The following is a 21,948-nucleotide window of genomic DNA, read 5'->3' on the forward strand; positions in this document are numbered from 1 at the left end:
GAGTGGGCGGGCGGTTACTTGAGGTCGCTCTCCTTGATGTAGCCGGAGTCGACGACCTCCTTCTGGTAGTTGGTCTTGTCGACCGCGACCGGCTCCAGCAGGTACGCCGGGACGACCTTCGAGCCGTTGTCATAGGTCTTGGTGTCGTTGACCTCGGGCTTCTTGTCGTTGAGCAGGGAGTCGACCATCCCCGAGGCGACCTTGGCGAGCTCGCGGGTGTCCTTGTAGACGGTCATCGACTGCTCGTCGGCGATGATCGACTTCACCGAGGCGACCTCGGCGTCCTGACCGGTGACGACGGGCAGCGGCTTGCTCTTGGAGCCGTAGTCGTCCGACTTCAGCGCCGACAGGATGCCGATCGAGATGCCGTCGTAGGGCGAGAGGACCGCGTCGACGCGCTCGCTCTTGTACGCCGAGGTCAGGATGTCGTCCATGCGCTTCTGGGCGGTGCCGCCGTCCCAGCGCAGGGTGGTGACCTGGGTCAGCTTGGTCTGGCCGGAGCGGACGACGAGCTGCTTCTTGTCGATGTAGGGCTGCAGGACCTTCATCGCCCCGCCGAAGAAGTAGCGGGTGTTGTTGTCGTCGTTGGAGCCGGCGAACAGTTCGATGTTGAACGGGCCCTTCTTGGAGCCGTCCTTCAGGCCGAGCTTCTCGACGATGTAGTTGGCCTGGAGCTCGCCGACCTTCTCGTTGTCGAACGACGCGTAGTAGTCCACGTTCTCGGTGCCGAGGATGAGTCGGTCGTAGGAGATCACCGGGATGTCGGCGTCCTTGGCCTGCTGGAGCACGTTGTTCATCGACTTGTTGTCGATGGCCGCGACGATCAGCGCCTTGACGCCCTGCGTGATCAGGTTCTCGATCTGCGAGACCTGCTGGTCCGGGTCGTCCTCGCCGTAGACCAGCTTGGTCTTGTAGCCCTTGGACTCCAGGTCCGCCACGACGTTCTTGCCGTCGGCGATCCAGCGCTCGGAGGACTTGGTCGGCATCGCGATGCCGATGGTCGCGCCCTTGGTGTCCCCGCCCTCCTCCTTGCTGCCACCCTCGCCGCTCTGGCCGCAGGCGGACAGGGTGAGGGCGAGGGACGCGGCGGAGGCTATGGCGGCGAGTGCGGCTCTGCGAGTACGCATGGTCATCATCCTTGATGTCTGTGAGCAGGGCTCGGTCGGGCGGTGCGAAGACGCTTCGGGAGCTGAAGGGTGCAGACCGAGGGTGTGTGGGATTGTGTTCGACTGCGTCTTCTTCTGTGAAGGGGGTTTGTCCGGAACGTTATGCGGGAGTTTCGAAACGCCGCAGAGTTCCGGGCAGCCGTGAGCCGAGAGGCGCCATGTCGCCGTCAGCTCCGTGCCGTGCGAGCAGGTCCAGTGCCAGCCGGCCGCGCCGTACGCGTTCCCGGGCGGTGGCCAGCGTCAGGTCCCGCATGTGGTGTCCGTAGGGATAGATGCCGGGGGCCTTGGCCAGCCCGAACTTCAGATAGAGCGGTGCGCCGCGCCGGATCAGCTCGGCGACCTCGTACATCCGCACATAGCCGCCGAGATCGTCGGGGGCCTCGATGTACATGTCCATGGGGGCGGCGGAGATCCGCCGGATCTCAGTGAGGTGATCGAGCGTCAGATCGCTGGGCACATTGACCGAGTCGGCGCCCAACTGCTCGTACACCGCGTACGCGGCCGGGTTGACGGGCCCGATCAGCGCGCTCACCTTGAGCGTGGTGTCCGCGGGGATGATCCCGGCGGTTCTCGCCCGGTGCAGCGTCCAGAGCACGCCCTCGTCGGCCACCAGCAGGCACTTGACGCCCAACTCCGTTGCCCGTATGGCGTCTTCGACGCAGCCGGCGACGGCGTCATGGCCCCGGGCGCGCAGTCCGGCCCCCCGCGAGTCGGTGCGCGTGGAGCCGCCGATGTCCCATGTGCCGCGCGGGCCGGTGAACAGGCAGAGCTCGATGTCACGTTCGTTCGTCGCGTCGACCATCTCGGCGATCTCGGCGTCGGTCAGCATCCACACACCGCTGCCCTGGCTGATCCGGTGGATCGGCACGTCCAGCAGCGAGGCTTCCTTCAGGACGACGGCCAGCGCTTCGGGACCCTCGCACGAGGGGATCTCGGTGCGCCAGCGACCGCCGCCCGGGAAGGTGTGGGGCGAGGCGTCGGCGGGGGAGAGGTCGGGCGCGCCCAGGCCGAGGGCGGTGAGTGCCTGCTCACCGGGTCGGCGGGCTGCGGAAGCGTCGGTCACAAGCTGTCCTTCTTGTTCGATATATCGGACGAGGTTCGCGGCTCAGGGTGTGCGGGCTTGGTGTACGCCGGTACGGGGACCGTCAGGTTGCCCCCGTACCGGCGTACGGCTAGGGACGAAGGAGGACTTTGCCCACCTTCGGATCACCGGACCCGACCAGCTCGATCCCCTGCGGGAACTCCGCCAGCGGCAGCTCGTGTGTGACCAGCGGCAGCGGATCGAGCAGCCCGGCCCCGAACACGCGCACCGTGTGCGCCCAGGCGTCCGGCGGTGCCCCGAAGACGGTGTGCACCTCCAGCTGCCGTACGACGAGATCGGTCGGGTCCAGGCCCTGCGCACCCGGCGCCGGGATCCCGGTGAGAACCAGACGCCCGCCGCGCCTCAGCAGGGCGGCGGAGGTGCGCGCGGCGTCCGCGGACCCGGCGGTCTCGATGACGACGTCGAAGTCGTCGGGGAGCACCTGGTCCTTCGTACGGAAGTCGGTGGCGCCGTACTGCCGCGACAGCGCCTCCCGGTCGCCCCGCGTGCCCACCACGAGCAGCTCGGCCGGCGAGCCCGCCTTCAGGAACTGAACGGCGAACATCCCGAGCGTCCCGGTGCCGACCACGGCCACCCGCTCACCCGGCAGGGCGTTCGCCTTGATCGCCGCGGCGGCGATACAGGCGGCCGGCTCCAGCAGGGCGGCGGCGGTCAGGTCGCACTCGTCCGGCAGGACGTGCAGCAGCCGGGCCGGGAGGGTCAGCGTGCCGGCCATGGCGCCCGGCTGGGTGAACCCGGTCTCCTCGTAGCCGGCGCCGCACAGCGTCGTCTCACCGGCGTGACAGCGGTCGCAGACCTGGCAGTTGCGAAAGCCCTCGCCGACGACCTTGCGGCCGACGAGCGTCTGCGGCACCCCGGCGCCGACGGCTGCGACGGTCCCGGACCACTCATGACCCGGCGTGAGCGGGTAACGGACGTACCCCTCGGGCCGGTTGCCCTGGTACACCTCGCGGTCGCTGCCGCAGATCCCGACCGCGTGGACGCGCACGAGCGCCTCGCCGGGGCCCGGCTCACGGGGCGTGTGCTCGATGAGCCGGTGCGCGCCGGGCGCCTCGATGACGACGGCGGTGCTCACTGGGCGCCCTTGGGCTTGCGCTGCTCCCAGCCCTCGGCCCACAGGTCGAACCGGGCCTGCTGCTGCGGGAACTCGGCGGCGGCGTCGGCGTCGAACTCGACCCCGAGGCCGGGGGCGTCCGAGAGGTGGAAGCAGCCGTCCTCCGGGTTCACCTGCGGGGCACCCTTCACGACCTTCTTGATCTCCGCGTCGGCGAAGTCGTTGAAGTGCTCCAGGATCTTGAAGTTCGGGGAGGTGAAGCCGACCTGGAGGGAGGCGGCGGTCAGGACCGAGCCGCCCACGTTGTGCGGGGCGACCAGCATGTAGTGGGTCTCGGCGGTCGCGGCCAGCTTGCGCGTCTCCCAGATGCCGCCGATGTGGCCGACGTCGGGCTGGATGATGTCCACGGCCTGGCTCTCGAACAGCTCGCGGAACTCGATGCGATCGTGGATCCGCTCACCGGTCGCGACCGGCATGTCCACCTTGGCGGCGACCTTCTCCAGCGCCTTCAGGTTCTCCGGCGGGCAGGGCTCCTCCAGCCAGGCCGGCTTGAAGGGGGCGAGTTCGCGCGCGAGGCGTACGGCGGTGGCGGGGGAGAAGCGGCCGTGCATCTCCAGCATCAGCTCGGCCTCGGGGCCGATGGCGTCCCGCACGGCCTCGATGAGGGAGACGGCGTACAGGGTCTGCTCGTGGTCGAGTTCGAAGTGCCCGGTGCCGAAGGGGTCGATCTTGAGCGCCCGGTAGCCGCGCTCCATGACGCCCTGGGCGGCCTTGTGGTACGCCTCCGGGGTCCGCTCCGTCGTGTACCAGCCGTTGGCGTACGCCTTGACCTTGTCGGTGACCTTGCCGCCGAGGAGCTGCCAGACCGGGACCCCGAGGGCCTTGCCCTTGATGTCCCAGCAGGCCATCTCGATCACGGCGATACCGGACATCACGATCTCGCCGGCGCGGCCGTAGTCGCCGTACTTCATGCGGCGGACGAGGTCCTCGACAGCGAACGGGTCCGAACCGAGAATGTGGTTGGCCTCGGCCTCCCGCAGATAGCCGATCAGCGCGTCGGTGTGGCCCAGCATCCGGGTCTCGCCGACTCCGGTGACTCCCTCGTCGGTGTGCACCTGGACGTATGTCAGGTTGCGCCACGGCGTCCCGACCACGTGTGTGCTGATTCCGGTGATGCGCACGGCAGTTGCCCCTTGCTGCGTCGTCGGCTCATTTGGCGTCGCACCGAGCGTGTTCGAGATTTCGTCACACGTTCGAAATGCTGACGTGACAGTAGGGAGGCGGCGCCGGGAGTGTCAATGGGTCGAACACATAACGGTTTCGACACTGCTTTCGATACGGATTTCGGGCAGCCCGTAGCGGTGTGTGGAGGGCGTCTCTGGCGTGTCCAGGCATATCCGTCAACTCGCCATGCGGGAAAGGTTTGTTTCCTACAAAACTTTCACAGCTGTGACTAGGAACCGTGCGTCTGTGGAACCTAGTCTTCCCGCGTCATGGACTACTGCCACCCGTGCCGACGGCACCTGAATGGCGCCCTCGCCTGCCCGGGGTGCGGCGCCACGGTCGAAGATCACCGTGTGTACGCGGGTGCCCCGGCCCAGGCGTACCCGCAGCTGGTCGAGCGCCCCGCGGAGTACGGGGGGTACGAGGGGTACGAGGGGCAGTACGGCGGCGACACGCAGTACGGAGAAGCCGAAACGGCCGCGGACGCCCCGGAGGCCGAGCCGGTCGCGGCGGTCGCGGCGGTCGGCGGGCGGGCCGCGCGTCGGGCCGCGCAGCGGCGTGGCCGCGGGCGCAGGCGCGGTCACGAGGAGCCCGAGGAGTACGCGGAGAGCGACGAGTACGCCGAGTACGAGGACGAGTACGACGACGAGGACGGGGACGGCACCGACCCGGACGAGGAGTCCGGCTCGGGCGGCACGAGTCGTCGCGATCGCAAGGCCGCCGCGCATCGGCGCCGGCGTCGCCGGACACTGCTGATAGCCGCCGGTTTCGTGCTGGCCGCCGGAGGCCTGAGCCTCGCCGAACTCGGCATGGACGCCCCGGGCAGCAGCCCCAGACCGGCGGCCGCCGGGGACGAGTCGGCGGAGGGCGCGGCGGAGTCGGAGGTGTCGCCGTCGCCCGAGGCGACGGACGGGGCCCCGCGAACGGGCTCCGACGAGACGTCGAAGGACCCCTCGACGTCCCCCTCCGCGTCCAAGTCCGCCAAGGACGAGGACAAGAAGAAGGACGAGGACAAGGACGCGACCCCGGACAAGGACCCCCAGTCCGGGACGACGGGCGGCGGTTCCGGCACGTCCACCTCGGCCCCGGCTCCCACACCCACCTCCGCCGAGGACCCGACCCCGACGAGCGAACCGACCACCTCGGTCCCGACCCCGGATCCGGCACCGTCGCAGACGTGCGACCGGTTCCTGTGGTGGTGCACCTGAGCGGCGGTTGTCGTTCACGGCGGTGAACGTCACCCGGTGGTGCCCCCGGCCCGGCGTGCGAACGCCAGCCGGCACAGGGCCCGCCAGTCGACCGGCTGCTTCGGGACGGGCAGGCCCGGCCGCTCGCGCGGTACCCGGACGCGCAGCGCCCCCGGCATGACGCGGCACACCACGGGGGCGGGCAGCCGCAGGGCCTCTCCGTCGACGCCGACCGGGATGTAGGGCGCGTCGGCCTCGACCACCACCTCGTCCGCGGCCAGCGAGGTCAGGCCGCGCGCCTGCTGGCCGCGCAGCAGACCGGCCGCCTGGGCGGCGTTCTCGACGCTGACCCCGATGACGCCGAGGGTGCCGGAGTCCAGCCGCGGCCGCCGGCCCAGACCGGCCGCGTCGCCCAGTTGATACGGGTTGTTGCTGATCAGGACGCCTTGCGGGGCCTCGATGAGCACCTGACCCGCACGCACCGTCAGCCGTGGGCCGACGTGATGGGTCAGCAGGTCCGGCAGCTCCCGCATGATGGTGTGCACCTTGTCGTCGCGGTAGGCGGGGCTCTGCACCACCTCCGCGTACACCCCGAAGGACGCGGTGTTCACATACACGCGCTCACCGATCAGGCCCAGGTCGACGCGGAGTTCGACGCCGTCGGTGAGGGCGTCGAGGCAGGTCGACGGGTCGTCGCGGTCCAGGCCCAGGTCCATGGCGAAGTGGTTGCGGGTGCCGGCGGAGATCACCACGAACGGCAGTCCGTGCGCGGCGGCCACTCCCGCCACCAGCGCCTGGGTGCCGTCCCCGCCGGCGACCCCCAGCAGATCGGCCCCCTCGTCCACGGCACGGCGGGCGAGCGCCTCGACGTCCTGGGGATGCTCCGGATCGAGCACGGCGACCTCGGCACCCAGGGCCCGCGCCTTGGCCACAAGGTCGAATCCGCCGACCTTCCCGCCGCCCGAGCGCGGGTTCATGATGAGGTACGGCGACTTGGGCGGGGGCGTCGCAAGCTGCCGTGGCGCATGCCGCCCGACGTCCGCCGCGAGCGCGGCCCGGCCGATCAGTGCCGCCACCGCCCACAGGGCGAGGGCCGACAGCACGGCCCACAGCAGGCCAACCGCCGCGTAGGCCAGCAGTACGGCGGGTGGCGCCAGCAGGGCCAGGATGGCGGCCAGCGCCCGGACCGGGCCGCGACGGGAGAGGGTCCACCACAGCGCGGCGGCGGTGACGCCGAGCCCCGCCAGGCCGACGGCCAGCAGCCCGAGGCTGTCGATCCCGGCCGCCGACAGCAGCAGCGCGAGCGCCCCGGCCGAGACCAGCAGCGCCAGGCGCGCCGTCCACCTCGGCCGCGCTCCCGGTGACCGCTCGGCCGGGCCGGACGCTTGAGCGGGGTTCCCGATATCGCCCACAGCCGCATCCCATCGCCCGCACTGCGGGCCCGCATCACCTGCGCCGGGTGATCCCGCGCGGGCCGCCCTCCTCAGTCGCGCAGGAAGGTGCCCGTGGCCTCCCTCTCCGGGTCGGCGAAGGGCTGTCCGCTGACGTCGACCACGACATGGCGGATGGTGCCGCCCCGGAACGGGAACGGCGGGTCGTAGTCCCCGCAGACGGCGTGGCCGCTGTCCCGGCCCACACACAGGCCCTCGCCGTTCAGCGCGAACCTGCCGGGCTGGGTGCGGATACGCAGCCGCCCCGTCTCCCGGCCGTCGACGCGCAGCGTCACCGTCCCGACCGTGAGCCCGTCCTCCTCGCGCTCGTCGGCGCGGAACGCGGCGGACAGCACGTGGTCGCCCACCGGGACCCGCTCGGACGAGCCGACCTTCTGCTCCGTGCGGCCGAGCCAGTTGTAGACGTAGTGCAGCCGCCCGTCGAGCAGATACAGACTGTGCCCGCCGAACCGGCCGCCGTGCGCGAACAGCACCCCGCCCGCCTCCGGGGTGTCCAGCCGCACATCGGCCGCCAGGGTGTAGGACCGGCCGCGGATGTCGACCGCCACCGACTCCGGCACGTCCGCGCAGTGCGGGTAGTACACATACCGGTCGCGCGGCTCGGACACCTGCGGTCGCGGCGCGCTGAAGAGTTCCGCCGCCGTACGGTCGTCCAGGGGCAGCCCCCGGTACCGCTCGGCCTCCCGCTCCCACAGGCGCTTGAGCTCCGCCAGCTTCCCGGGGTGCCGGGCGGCCAGGTCGTGCGCCTGGGAGCGGTCCTCGCGCAGGTGGTACAGCTCCCACCTGTCGTCGTCGAAGGAGTTCCAGCCGGACGGCGCGGGCGGGTGCAGGGCCGCGGCGTGCCAGCCGTCGTGCCAGACGCCCCGGCTGCCGAGCATGACGTAGAACTGCGTGTCCCGGGGGTCGAGCGCCGCGGGATCCTCCAGTACGTTCCGAAGGCTCGCGCCGTGCAGCGGGGCCTGCGCATGCCCCTTGACCGTCTCTGGCGGGGAGATGCGGAGCAGGTCGTAGAGGGTCGGCACGAGGTCGACGGCGTGCGTGTACTGGTGCCGTATCCCGCCCGCGTCCCCGAGACCGGCCGGCCAGGAAAGGATCATCGGGGTCGCGATGCCGCCCTCGTAGGAGGCCCAGCGCTTCCAGTACTTGAAGGGCGTGTCGAAGGCCCGGGTAGTGGTTGTACGTCTTCGGGCCGCCCAGGTCGTCCAGGTGCCGGAGGCCGGCCTGGAGGTCCTCGGGGACGCCGTTGAGGAAGTTGTTCTCGTTCAGGGAGCCGTTCGGGCCGCCGTCGCCGCTCGCGCCGTTGTCCGAGACCACCACCGCGATGGTGTTGTCGAGCTGGCCGGACTGCGTCAAGTAGTCCAGTACACGGCCGAGTTGGGCGTCGGTGTAGGACACGAACCCGGCGAACACCTCCGCCATGCGCACGAACAGCCGCCGCTCGCCCTCGTCCAGGCTCGCCCAGGGACGTACGAACTCACCGGGCGGCCAGGGCCTTCCGCCCGGCCCGGACGCATGGGGCTCACCGTGCGGATCGAGCGGGGTGAGCTCGGTGCCCTCGGGCATCAGCCCCAGCTCGATCTGCCGCCGCAGTGTCATTTCCCGGTAGACCTCGTAGCCGTCGTCGAACACGCCCCGGTACTCGTCCGCCCACTCCCGCGGCACATGGTGCGGGGCGTGTCCGGCGCCCGGGCACAGATAGCTGAACCAGGGCTTGTCCGGGGCGATGACCTTGGCGTCCCGGATGAACTCGATCGTCCGGTCGGCCAGGTCCTTCGACAGGTGGTAGCCCTGCTCGGGGGTGCGGCCCACCTCGTGGGGGTGGTTGTCGTGGATGAGCCGCGGGTAGTACTGGTCGGTCTCGCCGCCGAGGAAGCCGTAGAACCGCTCGAAGCCGCGCGCGAGCGGCCAGTGGCGCTTGGCGGAGGCCATGTTGGACTCCTCCGACGGGCACAGGTGCCACTTGCCGACGCAGTAGGTGTTCCAGCCCCGCTCCACCAGCACCTCCGCCAGGGTGGCGTTCTCCGGTGGCATACGTCCGTTGCAGTTGGGGAAGCCGCTGGTGAGCTCGGTGACGCAGGCCATGCCGTTGCTGGTGGCGTTGCGGCCGGTCAGCAGGCAGGACCGGGTGGGGGAGCACAGCCCGGTGGTGTGGAAGTTCGTGAACCGCACCCCGGTGTCCGCGAGGCGGCGCATCGCCGGGGCCCGGACCCGGCCGCCGAAGAAGTCGAAGGTTCCGAAGCCCACGTCGTCCCAGACGACGTAGAGGACGTTGGGCGCCCCGCTCGGGGCGTGCGGCTCCCGGTACGGCTCCCAGTCCGGCACCGAGTCACGGACGTCCCGCGCGATCCGTCCCCAGAACTCCAGCGCCATGACAGCCTCCTCGGTGCGGTCCCCGTGCCATGGCAGCAGGACGGCGGCGGAAGTGTCCTCACCCGGCGTGGGTGATCAGCAGCCGCGAGCCGGCCCCCGCCGACGACGACCGCACAGCGCGGAAGCCCCTAGGTGTGTTGTCCGGGCGGGTTGGTGACGCGGGGCCTGGCACGCACTCCCCCAGAGGGGGGACCCCCAGCCGCGTTGTCGTCGGTCGCCGACGCTCCGCGTCGACTCCCTCCTCCGCCTTGCAACTGCACGCTCCCCCACGCTCGAACCGGCTTCGCTCGGCTCGCGCGGGGGCACCCCCATCGCCCCCGCTCAGGTCGGTCGAGAGGCGCAGTCTCTCTCAGCCGACCTGATCCAAACGACAGCCCCTAGGCCTCCGCGCCCAGCATCCGCCGCAGCAGGTCCCGCAGGGACAGGCGCTCGTCGTCGGAGAGCCCCGCGAGCGGCTCCCGCGCGAAGCGCAGGGACTCGCGCAGGCCGCGGGCCACCTGGCGGCCTTCCTCGGTGACGGCCGCCAGCTTGACCCGCCGGTCCGCCGGATCCGGGCGCCGCTCCACCAGACCCCGCGCCTCCAGCCGGTCCACGATGCCGGTCACGTTCGACGGCTCGCACCGCAGCCGCTGCGCCAGCTTCCGCATCGGCAGCGGCTCCAGCGACAGCAGGCTCAGCAGCCGCGCCTGCGCGCCGGTCAGGGCGTGCTCGGCGGCGGCCTCCTCGTACTCCTCGTGGTACCGGGCCACGACCGCGCCGATGAGGTCGACGACTTCGAGGGTCAGTTCATCCGGACGGCGGGTCTTGTGTGGAGTGGCCATGCTCTCAGGGTACCTCCGTTACTTGACATCCTGAAATATTCAGGAGCATGGTTGTTTAAGACACTGAAGTAAATCGGAAGGGCGCACCCCCCATGAGCAACCGCGAATGGCACCTCCTCTCCCGTCCCGTCGGCTGGCCCAAGGACGAGGACTTCGCCCTGGTCGAGGCCGAGATGCCGACGCCCGGTGAGGGCCAGGTGCTCGTACGGAACAAGTACCTCTCCGTCGACCCGTACATGCGCGGACGCATGTCGGAGGCCAAGTCCTACGTCGCCCCCTTCGAGCTCGGCAAGGTCATGCAGGGCGGCGCCGTCGGCGAGGTCGTCGCCTCCAACGCCGAGGGCATCGCGGTCGGCGACCACGTCCTGCACTTCCTCGGCTGGCGCGAGTACGCGGCGGTGGACGCGAAGAGCGCCGTCAAGGTCGACGCGGCGGCCGCGCCGCTCAGCACCTACCTCGGCGTCCTCGGTATGACGGGCCTGACCGCCTACGCGGGCCTGCTGCGGGTCGGCGCCTTCAAGGAGGGCGACGCGGTCTTCGTGTCCGGCGCCGCGGGTGCCGTCGGCAGCCAGGTCGGGCAGATCGCGAAGCTCAAGGGTGCCTCGCGGGTCATCGGCTCCGCCGGGTCCGACGAGAAGGTCAAGCTGCTGGTGGAGGAGTACGGCTTCGACGCCGCGTTCAACTACAAGAACGGCCCGGTCTGGGAGCAGCTCAAGGAGGCCGCCCCGGACGGCATCGACGTCTACTTCGACAACGTCGGCGGCGAGCACCTCGAAGCCGCGATCGGCGCGCTCAACCTCCGGGGCCGGGCGGTGATCTGCGGCATGATCTCCCAGTACAACTCGACCGAGCCGACCCCCGGCCCGCGCAACATGGTCAAGATCCTGCAGAACCGGCTCCGGGTCGAGGGTGTTCTGGTCGGCGACCACTACGACCTCCAGCAGCAGTTCGTCCAGGAGGTCGGCCCCTGGGTCGCCTCGGGTGCGCTCAAGTACCGCGAGACGGTCGTCGAGGGCATCGAGAACAACCTGGAGGCGTTCCTCGGCGTTCTGCGCGGTGACAACACCGGAAAGATGATCGTCAAGCTGTAGGGTCTGTGCTGGGTTTCCGGTATGCGGTAACTTCTTTCCGAAACCGTCGTCGATCGTGGGCGCGAGTCGCGGCGGACCGAGGAGGAGAAGACACCGCATGTCCATCCAGCAGACCGACGTCCTGTACACCGCCGTCGCCACCGCCGAGAACGGTCGCGACGGCCGGGTCGCCACCGACGACGGCAAGCTCGACGTCGTGGTGAACCCGCCCAAGGAGATGGGCGGCAGCGGCTCCGGCACCAACCCGGAGCAGCTGTTCGCGGCCGGTTACAGCGCCTGCTTCCAGGGCGCCCTGGGCGTCGTCGCCCGCCAGGAGCAGGCCGACGTCTCCGGCTCGACCGTCACCGCGAAGGTCGGCATCGGCAAGAACGACGACGGCTTCGGGATCATCGTGGAGCTCTCGGCGGAGATCCCGAACGTCGACACGGAGACCGCGAAGCGGCTCATCGACAAGGCCCACCAGGTCTGCCCGTACTCGAAGGCGACCCGGGGGAACATCACCGTGACACTCGTCTGACACGGCTCGCTGTGTACGACGGAGGCCGCACTCCTGGACGTGGGGTGCGGCCTCTGTCGCGCACGCTGTCTCAGCTCGCGAGCGCTGCCCGGTGCACCGCCCGCACCAGCCGCTCGTTCTCCGGTGCCGCCCCTCCCGGGAAGGCGCAGCGGCGGCGGGTGTAGCCGTAGGCCAGACCGCTGCGGGGATCCGCGAAGGCCTGGGAGCCGCCCGCGCCGCTGTGGCCGAAGGAGCCCGCGCCCAGGAACGGGTACCAGGTGTCGGACACCGCCTGGAAGCCCAGGCCGAAGGACTTGTGTGTCCTGGTCACCAGGTCGTGGCCGGTCGAGTGGATCTGGCCGACCTCGGCGATCGTGTCCGGCTTCAGCAGCGGCGGCCGCTCGTCCACCTCGCTGACGGCCGCCGCGTACATCCCGGCGAGCCCGCGCGCGGACGCGACACCGCCCGCCGAAGCGGGCCCGTTCGCCCGCACGGCACGGGAGTTGGGGTAGTCCGCCGGCTCCCCCGGTTCCGGCACATGCGTGTTGAAGGCGATCGAGGCCAGCGTGTGCGGCCCGGTCGGCGCAGAGTCCAGCACCGCCCGCTGCGCCGGCGTCGGCGCCATCGGCTGCACGGAGCGATAGCGCGGCTCCAGCTTCTCGGGCAGTCCGAGGTAGAAGTCCAGGGCGTGCGGGGCCCGGATCCGCTCCTCGTAGACCTCCTGGAGCGTACGGCCGGTGGCACGCCGTACGACCTCACCGGTGAGCGCGCCGATGACGAGCGCGTGATAGCCGAAGGCCGTGCCCGGCCGCCAGAACGGCCGCTGGTCGGCGAGACGCTCGGCGATGGCGCGGTCGTCGGCCAACTCGGCCCTGCTGAACCCGGCGTCCAGCCCGACCAGCCCGGCCCGGTGCGCGAGCAGATCGCGCAGGGTGATGCCGCCCTTGCCCTCGGCCCCGAACTCCGGCCAGTAGTACGTCACCTTCCGGTCCGGCTCCAGCGTGCCCTCCTGGACGAGCAGCGCGACCACGAGGTGCGCGGCGCCCTTGGAGGAGGAGAACACGCCGTAGAGGGAGTCGGCGTCGCAGCCGTCACCGGCCCACAGGTCGACGACCCTCCGGCCGTCCACGTAGGCACACAACTGCCCCTCGTAGTCGGGAGGTTCCCCCGCCACGAACGCGGCGAACTCCTCCCGCACCGGCTCGAAGCCGGCCGCGACGGTGCCCTGGATCCCTTGCGTCATCCGCTCTCCTCATCTGCTGCCACTGGTCTGCGCCATGCCGAACAACACCCTTCCCACCTGGGCGAATTCACCCTTGGGATGTTCCCGGAACAGCGGCTCGGTACCGAACAGCACCGCCCGCGGACCGCTGACCACCGCGGCCCGCCCCGCCGCGTCCGAGGGGCCGCCGGAGCCGTCCTGCGACGGCCGCCAGTGCCCGGAGACGAGCGGATCACCGGTCGCGTACGCCTGCTCGACCCGGACGTCAGGACCGAGGTCGGTGAACCACACCGGCGCGTAGACGAAGCCGTGCGACGGCGCGCCCCGCATGAGGAGACTGTCCGAATTCACCACGCGCACCACTCCGTTGGCGTCCTCGTTGCCCTCGACCGGCTTCACGGCCAGCAAGCCGGCCGCCGTGTTCAGCGCGGCGCCCGTGGACCCCCGGCCGACCAGACCGTGCCCGGCGAGGAAGGCGTCGAGTGCCGTACGGGCAGCTTCGCTCAGGTCGTCGTGCTCCAGCCCCGCCGACACGAACAGCACGTCCACCGACGACCAGTCGAAGCCGGCGTTCAGCGCCTCCGTCGAGACCGGTGCGACCTCGAAGTTCATCTCCCGCAGCGCCAGCAGCTCACCCGGCGTGACGGCGGCGGCGACGCGGGTGCGGTGGAGCGGGGCCGCGCCCTTGGCCGTCGTGGCGTCGAAGGCGACGTCATACGTCCTCGCGGCCGTCACGGCCCGCGCGCGTGCCGACGCCGGGACGACCGCACTCCCGTCGACCGCCCGCCGCACCGAGACGCCGTCCCTGAGAAGGGAGTTGAGCGCCGCGATCTCGCGCGGGTCGTCCAGGCGCAGCCGCAGATCGCCACGCGGGGCGACGTACCCGACCCGCGCGGCGGCCGACACCGGCCGCAGCGGGGCGCCGAGGAGGCTTCCGCGTGTCACGGGCTCGACCGTCGCGCCCCACAGCCGGCCCAGACTCCAGCCCGAGATGTCGTACATCACCGACACCTTGTCGCTGATGTCCCGCCCGTCGGCGAGCAGCGCGTTCGCCAGCCCGCGCTTGGGCTGGCGCATGTCGACGACGTGCGAGCCCTTCGCATACGTCCGTCCGCCGAGCCGGAAGGCGTGGAGCGCGCGGGTGACGCGGACGCCGTTGGCGAGAAGGTGGTCGACGAGGCGGGCGGCGGCGGGCGCCGAGCGCTGTGCGGTGGGGCCGGCCGGGATGACGTAGGCGCGGGGGAAGGTCGTGGTGTAGACGTCCTCGGGGCCGATACCGGGGACACCCGGGACGGTCCGCGGCGACACCGGTACCTGTGCCGCCCCGGCCGCACCCCGCCGGAAGACCTCGATCTGGTCGGCGACCAGCGAGGCGCGCCTCGCCCGGACGAAGTCGAGGGTGGCGCGCAGGGCGGCCCCGGCGACGTCGACGTTGATCGCGGAGCGGCGGCGCAGCTCGGTGACGGGCAGGGCGTCGTAGTCGGAGCCGTTCACCCGCATCGGGATCTCCACCGTGTGCGCGGCGACCGTGCCGTGGAAGGCCGCGTACTGCGGCGTGAAGATCGGCGGCCAGTCGTCCCAGCCCTCCTCCTGGTCGCGGAACGGGATCTGCGCGGGCTGGACGCCGTCCTCCTCCGGCGTGTGGCCGAGGCCGTTGACGGCGGCCTCCATGCCGAGGGCGTTGGCGTAGGTGTTCTTCAGGAAGAGGTCGTACTCGTAGTTCTCGCCGTGCGGGGGAGTGGTGGGCTCGATCAGGGTGCCGTTGACGTAGCCGTGCAGGTCGAGCATGACGGCCGGCTGCTTGTCGACCATGATCCGGCGCATCGCCCGCACCTCGGGCTGCGAGGCGGTGGCGAAGTCCCGGTTCATGTCGAAGCCGTTCGCGTTCGCGCGGGTTCCGGCGATACGGCCGTCCGGGTTGGCGGTGATGTTGAAGTAGAGCCGGCTGTGGGCGAGGAGGTCGCGCGTCCTGCCGTCCCGCGCGGTCGCGAGCCGCTCGATGAGGGCGAGGGAGGCGTCGGTGCCCTCCCACTCGTTGCCGTGGATGTTGTTGTTGAGGAAGACCGGGGCCTTGTAGGCCCGCTTGATCTCGGGGGACTTGGCGGCGACGGCGGGCGCGTCCTCTATGAGTTCGCGCATCCGCGCCTGGGCGCGGGCCTGGCGGGCCGTCTCCGGAGCGGTGACGGTGACGAGATACAGCCGGTGCCCGCCGGCCGACCGGCCCGCGACCTCGACGCTGACCCGGTCACCGAGGGCCTGGAGGGCGTTCAGCTTCGGCGCGATGGCGTGGTACGGGGTGAGGCCGAGCTTGATGGACTTGTCGGCCGGGTTCTCCGGGTCGGGGGCGAGTACCTGCCGGCGGGGGTAGCCGCGGCCGTCGTCGCCGAGCGCTGCCTCGGAGCCGGCCTCGGTGGCCGCGCCGGCATCGGCGAGGGCCCGCCCGGCCGCGCTCAAGGGCGTCCGTGCGGCGTCCTGATCGAGCGCGGCCTCTCGGTGGACCGGGGGCCGGGGCGGCCGGGGACCCGCCGTGGCGTTGTACGGGGTGGCCAGGAGCAGGGAGCCCGTCGTGGTGAGGGCCAGGGCGATGAGCAGTACGGGTCTCGCGGGAACGGTTCTCGTGGTGCGCACGCGTACCTCCTCCGGAACTTCCTGAGATCGGTACGGCGAGGTGTACCTGTTCGACTCAACCGCAACAAGAGGGAGTTGGTGTCTCGGATGCCTCGGATGGCGCATCTGCGGGCAGCCCGAGGCGGCATACGGTCCCGGCCGAGCGCGCGGTCACCGGCGGTGAGCCCGGCCGTGGAGCAGCTGTGACTCCGGTGTGACAAGTCCCGGCTAGAGTTCGGCTCATGCGCGATCTCGGGGCCGGTTTCAGGTATCTCCTCAAGGGCCAGCGATGGGTGGCCCGGCACGGCAGGCAGTACGGGTTCGGGCTGATCCCCGGCCTGATCACCCTGGTGCTCTACGCGGGCGCACTGGTCGCCCTCGGGCTCTGGGGCGAGGACTTCGTGGGATGGTCGACACCGTTCGCCGACGACTGGTCGAGTCCCTGGCAGGGCGTCTTCCGCGGCTTCCTCACCGCCGTACTGTTCGCTCTGGGCCTGCTCCTCGCCGTCCTCACCTTCACCGCGGTCACCCTGCTGATGGGCCAGCCCTTCTACGAGAACCTCTCCGAGAAGGTGGACCGGGACGTCTCCCCCGACGGCACGGCCCCCGAGTCCGGCCTGCCCCTCTGGCGCGAGCTGCTGATCTCGGCCCGTGACAGCCTGCGGATCGTTTTGCGCGCCCTCGTCTGGGGCGTACTGCTCTTCGCCCTCGGCTTCATCCCGGTCGTCGGCCAGACGGTCGTACCGGTGATCGGCTTCTTCGTCACCGGCTTCTTCCTCACCGAGGAACTCACGGCGGTCGCCCTCCAGCGCCGCCGCGTCGAACTCCGCGACCGCCTCACCCTCCTCCGCTCCCGCAAGACCCTGATCTGGGGCTTCGGCACCCCCCTGGGCCTGGCCTTCCTGGTGCCGTTCGTGGCTGTGTTCCTGATGCCGGGGGCGGTGGCGGGGGCGACGCTGATGGCGCGGGAGTTGCTGGGGGAGGAGACCGTGGAAGGCAGGGGAGGGGAGGAGCCGGCCCCTCTTGACGGGCAGCCGACGAACACCACTCAGCGCCGGTCGGCATCTTCCAGCCCGTCCGGCGTTTGAGGACGAGGCCCGTTCAGGGCCGATGCGGGGGCCTGGGGGCGACAGCCCCCAGACGACGGCAACGACAATGCCGGTTCCCTACGATGCCGACGTCGCCGCCACCGCCACGCCCACAATCCCGCGCACCTGAGCGATGATGTCCAACCGGTTCCGCACGAACTCCGGATCCGTCACCGCTCCCGTCGCCGGATCCGTGTTCCCCGCTCCGAACTGCAGCACCGGCGTGTGCACATGCCCACCCGGCAGCGCCTCGTGCAGCCCCAGCCGGTCCCGCAGCAGCGTCGCCCGGTACGCGATCTCGTTGGAGAGATAGTCCCCACCACCCCCGGCCCGCGCGGTCGAGCCCGGCGTCGGCCCGTCCGGCCGCACGACGGCCTGGGTGCCGCCCGCCGGGATCTCGGTCACGCCGGTGTTGTCGTACACGGGGAAACGCCCGGTGCCGGCGGCGACGATCGCCGCGTAGGGCAGCGTCGTGGTCGTCCACTGCGGCTGTGAGGCCGGATCGGTGACCGGGACGGTCTCGGTGCGGGAGACGTTCTCGTTGTCCGGGAAGCCGCCCCGCCAGGCCCCGTTGGTCCGCTCGACGTCGAACCGCCCGATCCGCCCCTGGCTCACGGTCGTGAAGAGATCGACCCGCCCCAGATACGGCCGCAGCGTCCGCTCCACCGTCCCTTCCGCGAAGTCCTGCCAGCGCACCGGGAACACGGCGGTCTCCACCCGCGCCGGACCGTCCGCCGTCTCGATCACCGTGCCGTCGAGCGCGAGCGCGGTGGCGCCCGAAGGATTGGAGATACGGATGTCACGGTCGAGGGTGAACGGATCGAACCCGGTGACCAGAACCCGCTTGAGCCCGCCGTGCGGATACCGGATGTCGGTCTGCCCGCGCGACGTCCGCTCCAGCACATCCAGCAGCGCGCCCCGCTGCCCGTCGCTCAACCCGAACCCGGACTCCCAGGTCCGCAGCTCCCGGGTCATCGACAACCGGGCCCAGTACAGCGGCCGATCGTCGTCCCGGCTCAGATCACCCCCGACCGGCCCCCGCCCCTGCGCCCGCTCGACAGCCCTGCGCCACAGCGCCGCCCCCTCGCGTACGACGACACGGCGGGCCTGCGGGTAGGAGCGAGCCGCCTTCAGATCCCGGGCGAACTCCGTCGCCAGGACGTCGAATCCGGAGCGGCGCAGTATCTCCTGCGGGACCGCCTTGTCGAGGCGCTGTTCCTCGACGGTCGGCGCGGACGCCGTCCCGGCGGCGGCAGCGGTCCCCGCCGTCGGGGCCGAGAGGCCGGCCAGCAGAGCGAGTCCGAGGACGCCGATCCGAACACGTATGGAATTCAAGGGAGTTCCGGTCCTTCCGTCACGGTGGGGGAGAGCTGCTTCGTGCGGGACGCCGGAAGTATCGCGTGGCGGGAGCGGCCTACGCCATGGTGCGGGCCGGCACGGACGAACGCGGTTGCTCGCCGTGGGGGTTTTTCAATTGATGGTTGCGGTTTCGAGTCCTTCGCGTGTGGCCGAGGAAGGATGGAGACGTGGACGGACTTCGACGAGGAGGCACCCGATGGCGGGAACCCGCACCCAGGCCGACGAAGCGCGCGAGGCGGCCGTCGAGGCTGCCCTCGCCGCGCTCGACCTCGACGCGAAGGCGCGGCTGCTCTCCGGCCAGGACATGTGGACCCTGCCCGCGCTCCCCGAGATCGGCCTGAAGTCCCTCGTCATGTCCGACGGCCCGATCGGCGTCCGGGGCGTGCGCTGGACCGCAGACGACCCGTCCGTCGCGCTGCCCTCGCCCACCGCCCTCGCCGCCGCCTGGGACCCGGACCTCGCCCGCCGCGCCGGCACCCTCCTCGCCCAGGAGGCCCGCCGCAAGGGCGTCCATGTGCTGCTCGCCCCGACCGTCAACCTCCACCGCTCCCCGCTCGGCGGGCGCCACTTCGAGGCGTACAGCGAGGACCCCTGTCTGACGGGGACGATCGGCGCGGGCTATGTGAGCGGCGTCCAGTCCGGCGGCGTCGGCACCACCGTCAAGCACTTCGTCGCCAACGACGCCGAGACCGACCGCTTCACGGTGAACAACACCGTGAGCGAACGCGCCCTGCGCGAGCTCTACCTGGCGCCCTTCGAGATCATCGTCGCGAACGCCCGCCCCTGGGGCGTCATGACCGCCTACAACACGGTCAACGGCACGACGATGACCGAGCACCACCACCTCGTGAACGAGGTCCTGCGCGGCGAATGGGGCTTCGACGGCTGCAACGTCTCCGACTGGATGGCCGCGAGGTCCACGGTCGGCGCGATCGAGGGCGGTCTCGACGTGGCCATGCCCGGCCCGCAGACGGTGTACGGCGACGCCCTCGCCCAGGCCGTACGGGACGGCAAGGTCGCCGAGGCCAAGGTCGACGACGCCGTGCGCAACGTCCTGCGGCTCGCCGCCCGCCTCGGCATCCTGAAGGGCGCCGAGCCGGTCGTCACCGAGCTTCCCGAGACCGTCGACGGCACCGAACTGGCCCGCGACATCGCCCGCCGCTCCTTCGTCCTGGTCCGCAACCAGGGCGCCCTCCCGCTCCGGCCGAACGGCACGGTCGCGCTCATCGGCGCCGCCGCCCGCGACGCCCGCGTCCTCGGCGGGGGTTCGGCGACGGTCTTCCCGGCCCGGATCGTCTCCCCGCTCGACGGCCTCACCGCCGCCCTCCCCGAGGGCACCCTCACCTACGCCGTCGGCGCCGACCCGAACACCGAACTCGGCGTCGCCGACCAGGGCTTCGAGCTGCGGGCCGTGTGCCGGGACGCGAAGGGCGACGTCATCGGCACGGGATCGGCCCCCAACGGGCAGATCCAGTGGATGGGTTCCGACCTCCCCGACGGCGTCACCCACGACACCCTGCACACCGTCGAGCTGACCGGCACCTTCACCCCGCGTGACACCGGCCCGCACACCTTCGGCATCAAGGGCATCGGCGCCTTCAGGCTCACCGTCGGCGGCACCACGTACTACGACGACGTCCAGCGCCCCGCCAAGGACGACCCGTTCATCACCTTCTTCGGCGCCCCCGTCCCGCGCGCCCGGCCCGAACTCACCGCCGGCGAACCGGTCGAGGTCTGCCTCACCCACGTCGTCGAGCTCCCCGAGGGCATTCCGATGAAGGTCGTCGGCTTCACGCTCGCCCACCAGGAGCCGCAGCGCGACCCCGACGAGCTGATCGCCGAGGCCGTCGAGGCCGCACGCGCCGCCGACACGGCCGTCGTCGTGGTCGCCACCACCGACCGCGTCGAGTCCGAGGGCTTCGACCGCACCGGCCTCTCGCTGCCCGGCCGCCAGGACGACCTGGTCCGCGCCGTCGCCGCCGCCAACCCGAACACCGTCGTGGTCGTCAACTCCGGCTCCCCGGTGGAACTGCCGTGGCGCGAGGACGTGGCCGCCGTGCTGCTCAGCTGGTTCCCCGGGCAGGAGGGCGGCGCGGCCCTCGCCGACGTCCTCACCGGCGCCCACGAGCCGGGTGGCCGGCTGCCCACCACCTGGGGCTCCCTGTCCGACGCCCCGGTCACCGAGGTCGTCCCCTCGGCCGGTGAACTGCCGTACACCGAGGGCGTCTTCATCGGCTACCGCGCCTGGGAGAAGGCGGGCCGGGCCCCGTCGTACCCCTTCGGACACGGCCTCGGCTACACCGACTGGACGTATGAGTCCGCCGAGGTCCAGGGCACCACGGTCACCGTCCGCGTCCGCAACTGCGGTGAGCGTGCGGGACGCGAGGTCGTGCAGGTCTATCTGGCGCCGAGCGAGCCGGACGCCGAGCGGCCCGCGCGGTGGCTGGCCGGGTTCGCGGGCGTGGCGGCGGAGCCGGGGGAGCGGGCCGAGGCCGTGATCGGGATCCCGCGCCGGGCGTTCGAGACGTGGGACGAGACGACCAATTCGTGGACCCTTGTGAAGGGTTCGTACGAGATCCAGGTGGGACGCTCGATCGCCGACCGCCGGGTGACGGCGACGATTAACGTCTGATCCGGGAGAAGTACCCAGGAACAGCCCCGGTCCAGGTCCTGACGCCCGGGCCGGGGCTCGTGGGTGCGGCGGATCCGTGGGTGAGGTGGATCAGCGCACCGAGAAGCCGTACACCGTCTCCGAGCGGAACACCTCGCCCGGCCGCAGCACCGTGGTCGGGAAGTCGGGCCGGTTCGGCGAGTCGGGGAAGTGCTGGGTCTCCAGGGCGACGCCGTCGCCGGGGGCGAAGGGCCCGGTCAGATGGTCGGCGGTGTAGAGCTGCAGGCCGGGCTCGGTCGTCGCCACCGTCAGCGCTCGCCCGGTCGACGGGTCGTACAGCTCGGCGACCTCCCGCGGGCTTACCGTCACTCCCTTGTCCAGCACGAAGTTGTGGTCGTACCCGGCACCGACCTTGCGTGCCTGACGGAAGTCGAAGCGGGTGCCCGCGACCTCGTCCAGGGAGCCGGTCGGGATGAGACTCTCGTCCACCGGGGTGAACCGGGAGGCGGCCAGCCGCAGTTCATGGCCGCCCGCGTCGCCGGACCCCGCCCCGGCCAGATTGAAGTAGCTGTGGTTGGTCAGGTTCACCACGGTCGGCGCGTCCGTCACCGCCTCGTACGCGATCCGCAGCGCGCCGTCGGCATCGAGCGTGTAGGTCACCGAGACCTCCAGCAGCCCCGGGAAGCCCTCCTCGCCATGCGGGCTGACCCGGTCGAGGCGCACCCCGTGCTCGACCGGGGTCACCTCCCACACCCGCTTGTCGAAGCCGTGCGCGCCGCCGTGCAGGGAGTTGGGCGGGCTGTTGGGTTCGAGCGTGTACGTCAGACCGTCCAGCGGGAAGCGGGCGTGCGCGATCCGGTTGGCGTACCGGCCGACGAGGGCGCCGAGATACGGCCCCGGGTTGTCCAGGTAGCCGTCCAGGTCGGCGAACCCCAGCACCACGTTCGCCGCGTGCCCGTCCCGGTCCGGCACCTCGAGCGACTGTACGATCCCGCCGTACGACAGCACCCGTACCCGTACGCCCGCACGCTCCAGGGTCCAGCGGTGGACCTCGGTGCCGTCCGAAAGTGTGCCGAAGTGTTCGCTCATGAGCGGAACA

Annotated in this window: 16 protein-coding genes and 1 pseudogene; 5 read left to right on the plus strand and 12 right to left on the minus strand. The window is 71.3% G+C overall.

The features are described 5' to 3' along the window. Window positions 1-14: 14 nt before the first annotated feature. The 4 genes from chvE to ACZ7NC_RS23090 all read right to left on the minus strand — a co-directional run bounded on the left by chvE (window position 15) and on the right by ACZ7NC_RS23090 (window position 4,503). On the minus strand, window positions 15-1,127 hold the full coding sequence (chvE, locus tag ACZ7NC_RS23075) for a multiple monosaccharide ABC transporter substrate-binding protein (protein ID WP_471490830.1): 1,113 nt from the start codon (window positions 1,125-1,127) through the stop codon (window positions 15-17). Between the two features lie 139 nt (window positions 1,128-1,266). Continuing rightward, window positions 1,267-2,229, minus strand: coding sequence for a hypothetical protein (locus ACZ7NC_RS23080; RefSeq protein ID WP_471490831.1), 963 nt, complete (start codon window positions 2,227-2,229; stop codon window positions 1,267-1,269). A gap of 109 nt (window positions 2,230-2,338) precedes the next feature. Next, window positions 2,339-3,343: a zinc-dependent alcohol dehydrogenase gene (locus ACZ7NC_RS23085; protein ID WP_471490833.1), complete on the minus strand. Its 1,005-nt coding sequence runs from the start codon at window positions 3,341-3,343 to the stop codon at window positions 2,339-2,341. Continuing rightward, complete coding sequence (locus ACZ7NC_RS23090) at window positions 3,340-4,503, minus strand: mandelate racemase/muconate lactonizing enzyme family protein (protein WP_471490834.1); 1,164 nt, start codon at window positions 4,501-4,503, stop codon at window positions 3,340-3,342. Before ACZ7NC_RS23090 ends, ACZ7NC_RS23085 begins: the two co-directional genes overlap by 4 nt. Window positions 4,504-4,815: 312 nt before the next feature. Between ACZ7NC_RS23090 and ACZ7NC_RS23095 the strand changes: the two genes are divergently transcribed. Then, entirely contained in the window at window positions 4,816-5,754 is a 939-nt protein-coding gene (locus ACZ7NC_RS23095; protein ID WP_471490836.1) for an SCO2400 family protein, read from the plus strand. A 29-nt stretch (window positions 5,755-5,783) separates the two neighbouring features. Here the strand turns inward: ACZ7NC_RS23095 and ACZ7NC_RS23100 are convergent, their stop codons facing one another. From ACZ7NC_RS23100 to ACZ7NC_RS23115, 4 genes and pseudogenes are all read right to left on the minus strand, one after another. Further along, window positions 5,784-7,136 (minus strand): diacylglycerol/lipid kinase family protein, encoded by a 1,353-nt coding sequence (locus ACZ7NC_RS23100; protein WP_471490898.1) that lies wholly within the window; start codon window positions 7,134-7,136, stop codon window positions 5,784-5,786. A gap of 80 nt (window positions 7,137-7,216) precedes the next feature. Next, the gene (locus ACZ7NC_RS23105) at window positions 7,217-8,281 is read right to left on the minus strand and encodes a LamG domain-containing protein (protein WP_471490904.1); all 1,065 of its coding nucleotides are present in this window, start codon (window positions 8,279-8,281) and stop codon (window positions 7,217-7,219) included. A 241-nt stretch (window positions 8,282-8,522) separates the two neighbouring features. Beyond that, window positions 8,523-9,554, minus strand: a pseudogene (locus ACZ7NC_RS23110) (sulfatase-like hydrolase/transferase); the annotation flags it as partial. A 377-nt stretch (window positions 9,555-9,931) separates the two neighbouring features. Continuing rightward, entirely contained in the window at window positions 9,932-10,375 is a 444-nt protein-coding gene (locus ACZ7NC_RS23115) for a MarR family transcriptional regulator (RefSeq protein ID WP_471490837.1), read from the minus strand. Window positions 10,376-10,467: 92 nt separating this feature from the next. Here ACZ7NC_RS23115 and ACZ7NC_RS23120 point away from each other — a divergent pair, with 92 nt between their 5' ends. Beyond that, window positions 10,468-11,466 carry an NADP-dependent oxidoreductase gene (locus ACZ7NC_RS23120; protein WP_471490839.1) on the plus strand — a complete coding sequence of 333 codons (999 nt, stop codon included), beginning with the start codon at window positions 10,468-10,470 and terminating at the stop codon, window positions 11,464-11,466. Between the two features lie 97 nt (window positions 11,467-11,563). After that, a complete protein-coding gene (locus tag ACZ7NC_RS23125; protein ID WP_471490841.1) occupies window positions 11,564-11,983 on the plus strand; it encodes an organic hydroperoxide resistance protein in 420 nt (139 codons plus the stop codon). 70 nt (window positions 11,984-12,053) lie between these two features. Here ACZ7NC_RS23125 and ACZ7NC_RS23130 read toward each other — a convergent pair whose 3' ends face one another. After that, window positions 12,054-13,205 carry a serine hydrolase domain-containing protein gene (locus ACZ7NC_RS23130; RefSeq protein ID WP_471490842.1) on the minus strand — a complete coding sequence of 384 codons (1,152 nt, stop codon included), beginning with the start codon at window positions 13,203-13,205 and terminating at the stop codon, window positions 12,054-12,056. 9 nt (window positions 13,206-13,214) lie between these two features. Further along, window positions 13,215-15,812: a M14 family zinc carboxypeptidase gene (locus ACZ7NC_RS23135; protein ID WP_471490843.1), complete on the minus strand. Its 2,598-nt coding sequence runs from the start codon at window positions 15,810-15,812 to the stop codon at window positions 13,215-13,217. 221 nt (window positions 15,813-16,033) lie between these two features. On the opposite strand from ACZ7NC_RS23135, the gene ACZ7NC_RS23140 reads away from it, so the two are divergent. Beyond that, complete coding sequence (locus ACZ7NC_RS23140) at window positions 16,034-16,879, plus strand: EI24 domain-containing protein (protein WP_471490844.1); 846 nt, start codon at window positions 16,034-16,036, stop codon at window positions 16,877-16,879. Window positions 16,880-16,957: 78 nt separating this feature from the next. Here the strand turns inward: ACZ7NC_RS23140 and ACZ7NC_RS23145 are convergent, their stop codons facing one another. Then, window positions 16,958-18,214 (minus strand): pyroglutamyl-peptidase I, encoded by a 1,257-nt coding sequence (locus ACZ7NC_RS23145; RefSeq protein ID WP_471490846.1) that lies wholly within the window; start codon window positions 18,212-18,214, stop codon window positions 16,958-16,960. Between the two features lie 220 nt (window positions 18,215-18,434). Here ACZ7NC_RS23145 and ACZ7NC_RS23150 point away from each other — a divergent pair, with 220 nt between their 5' ends. Then, window positions 18,435-20,870, plus strand: coding sequence for a beta-glucosidase (locus ACZ7NC_RS23150; RefSeq protein WP_471490848.1), 2,436 nt, complete (start codon window positions 18,435-18,437; stop codon window positions 20,868-20,870). Window positions 20,871-20,960: 90 nt separating this feature from the next. Here ACZ7NC_RS23150 and ACZ7NC_RS23155 read toward each other — a convergent pair whose 3' ends face one another. Next, on the minus strand, window positions 20,961-21,938 hold the full coding sequence (locus ACZ7NC_RS23155) for an aldose epimerase family protein (RefSeq protein WP_471490849.1): 978 nt from the start codon (window positions 21,936-21,938) through the stop codon (window positions 20,961-20,963). Window positions 21,939-21,948 lie beyond the last annotated feature (10 nt).

The sequence above is a fragment of the Streptomyces sp. NPDC111802 genome (assembly GCF_055634335.1).

What these genes read in the sequence shown, in the direction of transcription:
- chvE (WP_471490830.1), bottom strand. Translation starts at nt 1,127, where the DNA reads ATGCGTACTCGCAGAGCCGCACTCGCCGCCATAGCCTCCGCCGCGTCC.
- ACZ7NC_RS23095 (WP_471490836.1), top strand. Translation starts at nt 4,816, where the DNA reads ATGGACTACTGCCACCCGTGCCGACGGCACCTGAATGGCGCCCTCGCC.
- ACZ7NC_RS23105 (WP_471490904.1), bottom strand. Translation starts at nt 8,281, where the DNA reads ATGATCCTTTCCTGGCCGGCCGGTCTCGGGGACGCGGGCGGGATACGG.
- ACZ7NC_RS23115 (WP_471490837.1), bottom strand. Translation starts at nt 10,375, where the DNA reads ATGGCCACTCCACACAAGACCCGCCGTCCGGATGAACTGACCCTCGAA.
- ACZ7NC_RS23120 (WP_471490839.1), top strand. Translation starts at nt 10,468, where the DNA reads ATGAGCAACCGCGAATGGCACCTCCTCTCCCGTCCCGTCGGCTGGCCC.
- ACZ7NC_RS23125 (WP_471490841.1), top strand. Translation starts at nt 11,564, where the DNA reads ATGTCCATCCAGCAGACCGACGTCCTGTACACCGCCGTCGCCACCGCC.
- ACZ7NC_RS23130 (WP_471490842.1), bottom strand. Translation starts at nt 13,205, where the DNA reads ATGACGCAAGGGATCCAGGGCACCGTCGCGGCCGGCTTCGAGCCGGTG.
- ACZ7NC_RS23140 (WP_471490844.1), top strand. Translation starts at nt 16,034, where the DNA reads ATGCGCGATCTCGGGGCCGGTTTCAGGTATCTCCTCAAGGGCCAGCGA.
- ACZ7NC_RS23150 (WP_471490848.1), top strand. Translation starts at nt 18,435, where the DNA reads ATGGCGGGAACCCGCACCCAGGCCGACGAAGCGCGCGAGGCGGCCGTC.
- ACZ7NC_RS23155 (WP_471490849.1), bottom strand. Translation starts at nt 21,938, where the DNA reads ATGAGCGAACACTTCGGCACACTTTCGGACGGCACCGAGGTCCACCGC.